Here is an 11175-nt window from a genome sequence, read left to right as displayed (position 1 = left end):
TTCGAAGTTGAATTCGCGCTTAACTATCGAACAAATTAGCGAAAATGAAATACCTATAGCGGCTCACTACCAGCCAACAGATAAATGACCAAAATGAATCCCTCTCTGTTTGCTCCTGTCTCTCTGATGATGCTGACCACGAGGGTTTTGGTAAACCCCACCCTCGCCATGCAGGGAGGCAATCTGGTATCTTAGCCCCCGGTCAGCGGCTGAGATCTCATGGCTTTTTGTTTTGCTTTGCTGACAAAAGCCAAGCCCATCTCTTCGCGCCTGTAACGCTGTACCCATTTTTGAATTTGCTAGTTCAAGTTTATCGAGGAACACAAGATGTATCGACGCATAGAAGCACGCATGGTCAATAACCTTCTGGGCACAGAACAGCTCCCAATGCCGACCTACGCGACCGATGGCTCCGCAGCCATGGACCTACGCGCATGCATCGCTGAACCCGTGACGATTGCGCCAGGCGCTCGCCATCTTCTGAAAACTGGACTCGCTATCAACATGATGGACCCGAGCTTAGTAGCCATAGTAGCTTCCCGTTCTGGGCTCTCATTGAAACATGGTATTCGCGTAGCTCAAGGTATTGGTGTCATTGATGCGGACTACCATGGCGAAATAGGCGTCATCTTGGCAAACGATGGCGAAGACCCTTACACCGTACAGCCTGGTGACCGGATCGCACAGTTGATGTTCCAACCGGTTGTACAGGTATCGTTGAGTGTTGTTGAGGAATTCTCCACCGAAACAGAGCGTGGTAGTGGTGGTTTCGGTAGTACCGGTAAAGCATAGACCGCCGACATACCAAAACCTGTGGCCTGAGACACTTTTTCCGGCACCAAGATAAAAACACTTTAATTTCATACATTTAAGAAATTGAGACAGTTTTTTATCGTATAGTGGTCGGCCTCATCGACTCCGACTACCAGGGCCAGTTGATGGTCTCAGTCTGGAATCGCGGCAACGACAGCTTCACCATGCAGCCCGGCGAACGCATCGCCCAGCTGGTGATCCTGCCCGTGGTGCAGGCCAGCTTCCAGCTGGTCGACGAATTCAATCAGAGTGAACGGGGTGAAGGCGGGTTTGGTTCTTCTGGTCGCCAATAACAAGACCACTCAGCCCCTTGGGGTTTGTGTCTAATAACAGAATCAAGCCATTGTTTTTTTAGGGGAATCCATGGCAAGCAGTAACCAGAAACAGAGTCGGCGCGATCAGATCCTGCAGGCACTCGCCCACATGCTGGAAACCAGTCCGGGCCAGCGCATCACCACGGCGCGCCTCGCGGCCGAGGTAGGTGTGTCCGAGGCGGCCCTCTATCGACACTTTCCCAGCAAGGCGCGGATGTTCGAGGGGCTGATCGACTTTATCGAGGATTCCCTGCTGTCACGGGTCAACCTGATCATGGCCGAAGAGAAGGACACCATGGCCCGCTGCCACCATATACTGCAGCTGCTGCTGGTGTTCGCCGAACGCAATCCCGGCATCACCCGCATCCTCAACGGCGATGCCCTGCTTGGCGAGCACGATCGGCTGCGGGATCGCATCAGCGCCCTGTTTGACAAGCTGGAGACCCAGCTCAAGCAGGCACTGAGAGAGAAGCGTCTGCGGGAAGGCCAAGGCTTCCAGCTCGATGAGACCATGCTGGCCAACCTGCTGCTGGCCTATGCCGAGGGCCGCATCAGCCAGTTCGTCCGCTCCGAGTTCAAGCTCAAGCCCACCGCCGGGTTCGAGGATCAGTGGCAGTTTATGCGTAGCCAACTTCTACAGAGCTGAGTTCGTACATCACGTGCGCCTCATACACCATAGGGGTTGCGACTAAGAGGGAGGCCTTGGCCTCCCTTGATTTTTGTGGCACAAAAGAGAGACGAGTATCAGATGCGACCCAGGCTGTCGCGTTCCGGTGTTAGATTCATGCGCCATAAACCTTCATATCAACAGGACATCCTATGGAACCCGAGATCATTACCGAAGCGCAGACCTGGCTGGTCAACAACCAGGGGCTGATCATCGAGTACGCGGTCAACATCGCCGCCGCCCTGCTCACCCTGCTGATCGGTTACATCGCCGCCAACCTCATCAGCAGCGCCGTGGTCAAGGTGATGCAGACCCGCAAGCTGGATACCACAGTCACCCACTTCGTCGGCAGCATCCTCAAGTACACCATCCTGGTGTTCGTAGTGATCGCCGCCCTGGGCCGGGTCGGAGTGCAGACCGCCTCCTTCGTCGCCATTATCGGTGCTGCCGGTCTGGCCATCGGTCTGGCGCTGCAGGGTTCGCTCTCCAACTTCGCCGCCGGTTTCCTGCTGATCATCTTCCGCCCCATCAAGGCCGGTGAATTCATCGAGGTGGCCGGCACCAATGGCGTGGTGCAATCCGTCCAGCTGTTCACCACCACCCTCACTTCCGGTGACAACAAGATGGTGGTGGTGCCGAACTCCGCCATCCTCAACGGCACCATCGTCAACTACTCGCGCATGGATACCCGCCGGGTCGACATGACCTTCGGCATCGGCTACGGCTCCGACCTGCGCAAGGCCAAGCAGATCCTGGAGCGACTGGTGAACGAGGACTCGCGCATCCTGAAAGACCCGGAAGCCGTCATCGCCGTCGCTGCACTGGCCGACTCCTCGGTCAATATCGTGGTGCGTCCCTGGGTCAAGACGGGCGATTACTGGGGTGTCTGGTTCGACTTCCACGAGAAGGTGAAACTGACCTTCGATGCCGAAGGCGTCGAGATCCCCTTCCCCCAGATGGTGATGCACATGCAAAAACCGCAGGCGTGATCACGGTTCCGCTGCAACGCATAATGCCAGCCTCCGGGCTGGCATTATCATTTCCGGCCCCCGCTGACGGACATAAAAAATCCGGCCATGTGGGCCGGACTTTGTTCTCAGCAAACAGGGATCGGCGCCACTACACCAGTCGGCGTGCGACCCGGTTGAGCAGCGGTTGCACCAACACATAACCCCCCAGCACCGCACCGATCACCGCCAGCACCCGTAACGGCAAGGTAGGCGCCGCACTGGTCAGTACCATGGTCAGCAGACCGATGAGGCCGGTGGCGATCAGGCTCAGGGCAAACAGGGACAACACAGCTTTCATTGCGATCTCCTCATTCCAGACAGTGGCCATCCCTGGGAGATCTCGTCCATTCGGCTCATATGCTAGCCAAGACCCAACCCTGACAATTTGCGCCTGCTCATAAAACGAGCCAAAAAGCGGCTGTCAGATACCCCTTTAGCTGTAACACGAACTTGCCAGGCAACAAGTCGCGACCAGCCATATATGAAAGCCCTTTCAACCCGTGCAAGCCGGGTGAAGTATGAGCAAACTCAAGATCCCCTGGCCATGAGTGACTCATAATCGCAGCGTTTTGGTTGTAAACTCCTTCGATGGCAGACAATTGGTAAAGCTCTGTTACATGGGCCGCGCAATGGGCCCGGTATAATGCTCGAATAATAAGGTTTGGCGGGAGCCTTGCCTGCAAGGTTCATACACAACTTGGAAGACTGATAATCCTATGAAAAACATCAATCCAACCCAGACCCAGGCCTGGCAGGCGCTGGAAGCCCACTTTGCAGCGAACAAAGAGACCCGGCTGAAAGATCTGTTCGCCCAGGATCCCCAGCGTTTCGACAAGTTCTCCCTCACCTATCAAGGCGACATCCTGGTCGACTACTCCAAGAACCTGATCACCGAGGAGACCCTCAAGTTGCTGGTTGATCTGGCCAAAGAGACCGATCTTCGCAGCGCGATCGATGCCATGTTCAATGGCGAGAAGATCAACATGACTGAAGGGCGCTCCGTACTGCATGTGGCCCTGCGCAACCGCTCCGACCGCCCCATCGAAAGCGATGGCAAGGATGTGATGCCGGAAGTGAAGGCCGTACTGGCCAAGATGAAAGGCTTCTGCGAGAAGATCATCTCAGGCGAGTGGAAAGGCTACACCGGCAAGGCGATCCAGCACGTGGTCAACATCGGTATCGGTGGCTCCGATCTCGGCCCTGTGATGATCACCGAGGCGCTGCGCCCCTACAAAAATCACCTGCAGATGCACTTCGTCTCCAACGTCGATGGCACCCACATCGCCGAGACTCTCAAGAAGATCGATCCGGAAACCACCCTGTTCCTGGTGGCCTCCAAGACCTTCACCACTCAGGAGACCATGACCAACGCCCTGACCGCCCGCGACTGGTTCATCAACATCGCCGGTGACAAGGCCCACGTCGCCAAGCACTTCGCTGCGCTCTCCACCAACGGCAAGGCCGTGGCCGAGTTCGGTATCGACACCAACAACATGTTCGAGTTCTGGGACTGGGTTGGCGGCCGCTACTCCTCCTGGTCTGCCATCGGCATGCCCATCGCCCTGTCCGTCGGTTTCGAAAACTTCGAAGCCCTGCTGCAAGGCGCCTTCGAGATGGACATGCACTTCGCTACTGCCTCCTATGAGCAGAACGTGCCGGTGCTGCTGGCGCTGATTGGCCTGTGGTACAACAACTTCTACGGTGCCGAGTCCGAAGCCATCCTGCCCTACGATCAGTACATGCACCGCTTCCCTGCCTACTTCCAGCAAGGCAACATGGAATCCAACGGCAAGTACGTGGATCGCAACGGCAAGCCGGTTGACTACCAGACCGGCCCCATCATCTGGGGTGAGCCGGGCACCAACGGCCAGCACGCCTTCTACCAGCTGATCCACCAGGGCACCAAGCTGATCCCCTGTGACTTCCTGGCACCGGCCATCAGCCACAACCCGATCGGTGACCACCATCCGAAACTGCTGGCCAACTTCTTCGCCCAGACCGAGGCCCTGGCCTTCGGCAAGAGCAAGGAACAGGTCGAAGCCGAGTTCCTGGCTGCCGGCAAGAGCCTGGAGCAGGTCAAGGATCTGGTGCCGTTCAAGGTGTTCGAAGGCAACCGCCCGACCAACAGCATACTGTTCAAGAGCCTGACCCCGAAAACCCTGGGTGCCCTGATCGCCATGTACGAGCACAAGATCTTCGTACAGGGCGCAATCTGGAACATTTTCTCCTTCGACCAGTGGGGCGTGGAGCTGGGCAAGCAGCTGGCCAACAAGATACTGCCGGAGCTGGGCAGCAATGACGCCGTCACCAGCCACGACAGCTCCACCAACGGTCTGATCAACACCTGGAAATCCTGGAAAGCCTGATTTATCTGGCCTTTCTGAATGCAAAAGCCCCGCTCATAGAGCGGGGCTTTTTGTTGCCGGGAGCCGGCGTTGCCATCCTGTGGAGATCTGGCCAGGTGTCTAAGCCAGCCAGAAGACGGGGATCGTCACCCCCGCCCTTCCATCGCCGGCATTAACCACCGACGGCGATGCGCTTCATGTCTTTCATATAGCCACGCAGGGTCTGGCCGATCTGCTCGATGGGGTGATTGCGGGTCGCTTCGTTCGCGGCCAGCAGCGCCTGGTTGTCCACGGCCTTGCTCTCGGCACGGGCGCTGCCCAGATCACCGGCCTGCAGGGTCGGCATGAAGTGCTCGCGCAGCAAGGGCACGGCGGCATTGGCGAACAGGTAGTTACCGTACTCTGCGGTATCTGAGATGACCACGTTCATCTCGTACAGACGCTTGCGAGCAACTGTGTTGGCGATCAGCGGCAGCTCGTGCAGGGATTCGTAGTAGGCGGACTCTTCATAGATGCCGGAGGCCACCATGGTTTCGAACGCCAGCTCGACCCCGGCTTTGACCATGGCCACCATGACCACGCCATTGTCGAAGTACTCCTGCTCGGCGATCTTGCCTGCATAGGCCGGAGCATTTTCGAAGGCAGACTTGCCGGTCTCTTCGCGCCAGCCGAACAGCTTGGCGTCGTCTTCGGCCCAGTCGGCCATCATGCCGCGGGAGAACTCGCCGGCGATGATGTCATCCATGTGCTTCTCGAACAGCGGACGCATCAGGGTGCGCAGCTGCTCGGAGAGCTCGAAGGCGCGCAGCTTGGCCGGGTTGGACAGCCGGTCCATCATCAGGCTGATGCCGCCCTGCTTCAGGGCCTCGGTGATGGTTTCCCAGCCGAACTGGATCAGCTTGCCGGCGTAGGCCGGGTCGGTACCTTCGGCGACCAGCTTGTCGTAGCAGAGCAGAGAACCGGCCTGCAGCATGCCGCAGAGGATGGTCTGCTCGCCCATCAGGTCGGATTTCACTTCCGCCACGAAGGAGGATTCCAGCACGCCCGCACGGTCGCCGCCGGTGGCGGAGGCCCAGGCCTTGGCGATGGCCATGCCTTCACCCTGGGGATCGTTCTCCGGGTGAACGGCGATCAGGGTCGGCACGCCGAAGCCGCGCTTGTACTCTTCACGTACCTCGGTACCCGGGCACTTAGGCGCCACCATGACGACGGTGATGTCGGCACGGATCTGCTGACCCTCTTCCACCACGTTGAAACCGTGGGAATAACCCAGGGCGGCACCCTGCTTCATCAGCGGCATGACTGTCTTCACCACGTCGGAGTGCTGCTTGTCCGGGGTCAGGTTCAGTACCAGATCAGCGGTCGGGATCAGATCTTCATAGGTACCAACCACGAAGCCGTTGTCGGTGGCCTTCTGCCAGGAGGCGCGCTTCTCGGTGATGGCGGCCTTGCGCAGGGCATAGGAGATGTCCAGCCCGGAGTCGCGCATGTTCAGGCCCTGGTTCAGACCCTGGGCGCCACAGCCCACAATCACCACCTTCTTGCCCTTGAGCGCCGTACAACCGTCAGCGAACTCCTCGCGCTGCATGAAGCGACACTTGCCCAGCTGGGCCAACTGCTGACGCAGGTTCAAGGTGTTGAAATAGTTAGCCATGGTGATTGCTCCGTTCGATTGATTCCATGCCGGGTAGCGGCGTTGTCCAAACCACTATAGCGCGGGACACTTATTGCCTGAACTGATATATTCGAAACAGTACGTTGCAGAAATTGAAATGTGACTCTTGGCATTCTCAGGCTGTTTTTCCCACCCGGTGTATCGCGGGGGCTTGCTGCCTGAAGGTATATAGTCGGCACAAGCGCCGCTGCAGGAATTCAAAGATGGACCTTCGCAATCTCGAACTGTTTCTCCACCTCGCCGACTCCCTCCACTTCGGCAAGAGCGCCGACGCCATGGCGGTCAGCCCCTCCACCCTGAGCCGCGCCATCCAGCGGTTGGAACAGGAAACCGGCTGCGTGCTGTTCGAGCGGGACAACCGCAGCGTACGGCTCACCCCGGCGGGAGAGAAGCTGAGGGAGTTCGGTGGCAGCCTGCTGCAGGAGTGGCGGCGGCTCAAGCAGGAGCTCAGGCGCAGCGACGAGCCGCTACAGGGTCGGCTGCGGGTCTTCTGCTCGGTCACCGCCAGCTACTTCCTGCTGCCCGAGGTGCTGGAGCGCTTTCGCCGCCGCTATCCCCAACTCGAGATCAAGCTGGAGACCGGCGACCCTGCGCTGGCAGTGGACAAGATCCTGGCCGACGAGGCCGATCTGGCCATTGCCGCCCGCCCGGATGCCCTCTCCTCCAAGCTGGAGTTTGCCAGCCTGCAGCAGGTGCCGCTGGTGTTTATCGCTCCCCGGGCCGCTCCGCAGTCGAGCCAGTGGTTCACGCAGGGAGAACCCGACTGGGAGCGGCTGCCGCTCATCCTCTCGGAGCAGGGATTGGCTCGCAAACGCTGTGACCAGTGGTTTCGCAACAAAGGCATAGCCCCTAACATCTATGCCGAGGTGGCGGGCAACGAGGGCATAGTCGCCATGGTGGCCCTCGGCTTCGGTGTAGGTCTGGTGCCTGCCGCCGTGATCGACCACAGCCCCATGGGGGACAAGGTACGCATCGTCGACCCCAAGCCCGCCCTCAAGCCGTTCGATGTCGGCATCGCCGTACTCAAGAAGCGGCTGGAAGAGCCGCTGATCCGCGCCTTCTGGGACACAGCACGCGGTCAGGGAGGGCTGCGCTGACCCAGAGGCTGACCCCACATCAGTGTCAAATGTGTCAGTATGAAAGCCCTAGAGAAGAGGGGACACTGGCCGGCAAACCCATCCACCACAAAGGGCCATGCCGTGAGCCAGCATCTTGTCGAAATCCAGAGCGCCATCCTGTTTGCAGAGTATCTGCAGAGCCTCGGAGTCCAGCGCACCTCACTCGATCGGGAGCAGGAGATCTATGTGCAGGACAGGCACCTGGCCACTGTGCGGCGTATCCAGGGTGAGCTGAGATTTTATCTCCGTGCCAATGCCCTGACCCGATCGTGATCCGCAATGGGTCACAGAACGAACACCGAAAGCGTATTAGACTGGCACCATCCGTCACCCTCACCACCGGGGGCCGTCACGAGGAGTGCCCATGAAACCAAGCGGCCTGGATCGGCTCTTCAAACCCCAATCGATTGCCGTCATCGGTGCCTCCAGTGACCCGCAGAAAGCTGGCCATGTGGTCATCCGGCATCTGCTCGCTGGCCAGTTCAAGGGCCCTATACTGCCGGTCAACCCCCACAGCCGGGCCATCGCTGGCGTGCTCGCTTATCCCGATATCGCCAGCCTGCCCCTCTCCCCGGATCTTGCCATCGTCTGCACCCGGCACGAACGGGTACTACCGCTCATCGAGGAGCTAGGCAAGAAAGGAACCGGAGCGGCCATCATACTGGCGGCTCAGTTCTCTGGCGACGAGCGCCAGCGGCTCAGACAGCTCTGCCAGCAATACGGCATCCGCCTGCTCGGCCCCAACAGCATGGGTATGTTGTTGCCTGGGCAGGGTATTAACGCAAGCTTCTCCCCCATTGCCGCCACCCCGGGACAGGTTGCCTTCCTGTCGCAATCCGCGGCAGTCAGTACCACCATCCTCGACTGGGCCAAACAGCGTGAACTCGGCTTCTCAGCCTTCGTTTCGCTTGGTGATCACTGCGACATCGACTTCGGCCAGCTGCTGGATCAGCTCTCCCGCGACGGGACAACCCGCGCCATTCTGATCTACATGGACAAACTGCACGATGCCCGCCACTTTCTCTCCGCCGCCCGTGCCGCCTCTCGCAACAAGCCCATCCTGGTGCTCAAGAGTGGCCGCCACGATCCGGCCAACGGCCTCGACAACGTCTATGACGCCGCCATCCGCCGGGCCGGAATGCTGCGGGTCCGAGACACCCATGAGCTGTTTGCCACCGTCGAAACCCTGAGCCACTCTCTTACCCTCAAGGGGGAACGGCTCGCCATCCTCTCCAACGGGCGTGGCCTGGCCAACATGGCTGCAGACGTGCTGCTGGCGCGCGGCGGCAAGATGGCCATGCTTCCTCTGGATATAGGCAGCGATGCCGATGTGGAGGCCTACAAAACCGCGCTGGACGAGTTGCTGCAAGGAGACAAAGCTGATGCCATCCTGCTGATCCATGCCCCCTCCCTCACCGCTCGCGGTGCAACCCTGGCCAGCAGTCTGATCGATTTCCTCAAGCAGCACCCCAGAGCCAGGCGCTTCAACATCCTGACCAACTGGGCGGGAGAATACTCGGCCCAAGAAGGACGTCGTCTGTTCAATGAGGCCGGGATCCCGACTTACCGTACTCCGGAGAGTGCCGTCACCGCCTTCATGCACATGGTGGAATACCGCCGCAACCAGAAGCAGTTGATGGAGACCCCCGCCTCCCTGCAAGGGGACAGGCTCGATGCCGAGCGCTGTCAGCAGTTGCTCCACCAGGCACTGGATCGCAAACAACGGGTACTGGATACCCACCTGGCGCAACCCATCATGCAGGCGGCAGGCCTTTCCACCCTGTCGACCTGGATAGTTTCCGATGCCATCGAAGCGGCGCTGACCGCGGAACAGATAGGCTACCCGGTGGCGGTTAAGCTGCGCTCACCGGATATAGCCCACAAATCCGAGGTACACGGCGTCATGCTGAACTTACGCACCTCGGCGGAAGTGGCCCAGGCGGCGGATGCCATCCTGGACCGGGTCCGTCAGCACGACCCTGGGGCCCGAATAGAAGGGTTGCTGGTGCAGCGCATGGCGCGCCGCAGCGGGGGTCTGGAGCTGAGGATCCGCTTGCAGCAGGATCCTGTGTTCGGCCCCGTCATCCTGCTCGGGGAGTCAGGTGCCGAACCCCACGAGATGGTCGCGGCCCTGCCACCGCTCAACCAGGCGCTCGCTCGCTACCAGATCATCGGTGCCCTCAAGAATGGCAAGATCCGCGAACAGGCCAGCCCGGTACGACTCGATATCGATGCCCTCGGCCAGGTCTTGTGCCAGCTATCCGAACTGCTGCTGGCCTTCCCCGAAATCCAGGAGCTGGATCTGCACCCGCTGCAGGCCTGTGGCGAAGAGATGGTGATCCTGGATGCCAGGCTGGTGCTGATGGAAGAAGGGCACCAGATGCTGCCACTGGCCATTCGCCCCTATCCCACCGAACTGGAGGAGGGGGCCTGGCTCAAGGATCAGAGTCATGTCCTGCTGCGCCCGATCCGACCGGAGGACGAACCGGCCCACAAGCAGTTCGTGCTCAAGGTCTCCGATGAAGACAGATACAAGCGCTTCTTCGCCGACGTGGGGGAGCTGGGCCATGAAGAACTGGCCCGCATGACCCAGATCGATTACGACCGGGAGATGGCCTTCGTCGCCGTGGGGCAGGATGGGCCCTACAACCAGCAGATCCTGGGAGTGGTGCGCGCCATCTCCAATCCGGACCAGTCCGATGCGGAATTTGCCATCCTGGTGCGATCCGACCTAAAGGGGTTGGGGCTTGGCAAGTTGATGATGGAGAAAATCGTGCGCTACGCCAGGGAACGTGGCATCGGCCAGCTCTCAGGCATGACCATGCCCAGCAACCGCGGCATGATCAACCTGGCCAAACGGCTGGGTTTCCAGATCGACATCCAGCTGGAAGACGGCATAGTCAATATGGTGCTGCCCTGTGTAGATCAGGGCCGATGAAGATAGGATGCAGTTGTAAATCAGTCAGATATAGATGGCTGCCGTGAATGTCAGGCAATAAAAAACCCCGCTCATTGAGCGGGGTTTCTTGTATTGGGTGCCTGGCAGTGTCCTACTCTCGCATGCCGAATGCCACACTACCATCGGCGCTACCGCGTTTCACTTCTGAGTTCGGCATGGGATCAGGTGGTTCCACGGCGCTATGGCCGCCAGGCAAATTCTTCAATCTAAGAAAGCTGATTTTGTTGTTCGTTCTCGGTATCTGCTACAAGCCTCAGAACACTTCTTGGGTGTT

At 59.3% G+C, this 11175-nt stretch carries 9 protein-coding genes, 1 rRNA gene and 1 pseudogene; 8 read left to right on the top strand and 3 right to left on the bottom strand.

The genetic code is table 11. The features are described from left to right. Positions 1-327: 327 nt before the first annotated feature. The 4 genes and pseudogenes from dut to BN1127_RS08625 all read left to right on the top strand — a co-directional run bounded on the left by dut (position 328) and on the right by BN1127_RS08625 (position 2783). Complete coding sequence (gene dut, locus BN1127_RS08640) at positions 328-792, top strand: dUTP diphosphatase (protein ID WP_041915434.1); 465 nt, start codon at positions 328-330, stop codon at positions 790-792. Between the two features lie 107 nt (positions 793-899). Next, positions 900-1106 (top strand): annotated as a pseudogene (locus BN1127_RS08635) (dCTP deaminase/dUTPase family protein); the annotation flags it as partial. A 70-nt stretch (positions 1107-1176) separates the two neighbouring features. Beyond that, positions 1177-1773: a nucleoid occlusion factor SlmA gene (gene slmA, locus BN1127_RS08630; RefSeq protein ID WP_005323760.1), complete on the top strand. Its 597-nt coding sequence runs from the start codon at positions 1177-1179 to the stop codon at positions 1771-1773. A gap of 173 nt (positions 1774-1946) precedes the next feature. Then, positions 1947-2783, top strand: a complete 837-nt coding sequence (locus BN1127_RS08625; RefSeq protein ID WP_005323762.1) for a mechanosensitive ion channel domain-containing protein — start codon at positions 1947-1949, stop codon at positions 2781-2783. Between the two features lie 130 nt (positions 2784-2913). Here the strand turns inward: BN1127_RS08625 and BN1127_RS08620 are convergent, their stop codons facing one another. After that, positions 2914-3102, bottom strand: a complete 189-nt coding sequence (locus BN1127_RS08620) for a holin (RefSeq protein WP_005323764.1) — start codon at positions 3100-3102, stop codon at positions 2914-2916. A gap of 418 nt (positions 3103-3520) precedes the next feature. On the opposite strand from BN1127_RS08620, the gene pgi reads away from it, so the two are divergent. Next, on the top strand, positions 3521-5170 hold the full coding sequence (pgi, locus tag BN1127_RS08615) for a glucose-6-phosphate isomerase (RefSeq protein WP_042649159.1): 1650 nt from the start codon (positions 3521-3523) through the stop codon (positions 5168-5170). A gap of 151 nt (positions 5171-5321) precedes the next feature. Here the strand turns inward: pgi and ilvC are convergent, their stop codons facing one another. Beyond that, entirely contained in the window at positions 5322-6803 is a 1482-nt protein-coding gene (ilvC, locus tag BN1127_RS08610) for a ketol-acid reductoisomerase (protein ID WP_042649158.1), read from the bottom strand. A 224-nt stretch (positions 6804-7027) separates the two neighbouring features. Here ilvC and ilvY point away from each other — a divergent pair, with 224 nt between their 5' ends. From ilvY to BN1127_RS08595, 3 genes are all read left to right on the top strand, one after another. Further along, positions 7028-7921 carry an HTH-type transcriptional activator IlvY gene (ilvY, locus tag BN1127_RS08605; RefSeq protein ID WP_042649157.1) on the top strand — a complete coding sequence of 298 codons (894 nt, stop codon included), beginning with the start codon at positions 7028-7030 and terminating at the stop codon, positions 7919-7921. Positions 7922-8023: 102 nt separating this feature from the next. Beyond that, complete coding sequence (locus BN1127_RS08600; RefSeq protein ID WP_042649161.1) at positions 8024-8215, top strand: hypothetical protein; 192 nt, start codon at positions 8024-8026, stop codon at positions 8213-8215. Positions 8216-8306: 91 nt separating this feature from the next. Then, positions 8307-10880, top strand: coding sequence for a bifunctional acetate--CoA ligase family protein/GNAT family N-acetyltransferase (locus BN1127_RS08595; RefSeq protein ID WP_042649156.1), 2574 nt, complete (start codon positions 8307-8309; stop codon positions 10878-10880). 99 nt (positions 10881-10979) lie between these two features. Here the strand turns inward: BN1127_RS08595 and rrf are convergent. Further along, positions 10980-11094, bottom strand: a 5S ribosomal RNA gene (rrf, locus tag BN1127_RS08590). Positions 11095-11175 lie beyond the last annotated feature (81 nt).

This window comes from Aeromonas media, from assembly GCF_000819985.1.
GTDB classification, from domain to species: Bacteria; Pseudomonadota; Gammaproteobacteria; order Enterobacterales; family Aeromonadaceae; genus Aeromonas; species Aeromonas media.
Note: the sequence above shows the minus strand (reverse complement) of the source record. Positions and strands in the feature narration are given on the sequence as shown.

Excerpts from the sequence above, each read along its gene's own strand:
- BN1127_RS08625 (WP_005323762.1), top strand. The coding sequence starts at position 1,947 with ATGGAACCCGAGATCATTACCGAAGCGCAGACCTGGCTGGTCAACAAC.
- pgi (WP_042649159.1), top strand. The coding sequence starts at position 3,521 with ATGAAAAACATCAATCCAACCCAGACCCAGGCCTGGCAGGCGCTGGAA.
- BN1127_RS08620 (WP_005323764.1), bottom strand. The coding sequence starts at position 3,102 with ATGAAAGCTGTGTTGTCCCTGTTTGCCCTGAGCCTGATCGCCACCGGC.
- ilvY (WP_042649157.1), top strand. The coding sequence starts at position 7,028 with ATGGACCTTCGCAATCTCGAACTGTTTCTCCACCTCGCCGACTCCCTC.
- BN1127_RS08595 (WP_042649156.1), top strand. The coding sequence starts at position 8,307 with ATGAAACCAAGCGGCCTGGATCGGCTCTTCAAACCCCAATCGATTGCC.
- dut (WP_041915434.1), top strand. The coding sequence starts at position 328 with ATGTATCGACGCATAGAAGCACGCATGGTCAATAACCTTCTGGGCACA.
- slmA (WP_005323760.1), top strand. The coding sequence starts at position 1,177 with ATGGCAAGCAGTAACCAGAAACAGAGTCGGCGCGATCAGATCCTGCAG.
- ilvC (WP_042649158.1), bottom strand. The coding sequence starts at position 6,803 with ATGGCTAACTATTTCAACACCTTGAACCTGCGTCAGCAGTTGGCCCAG.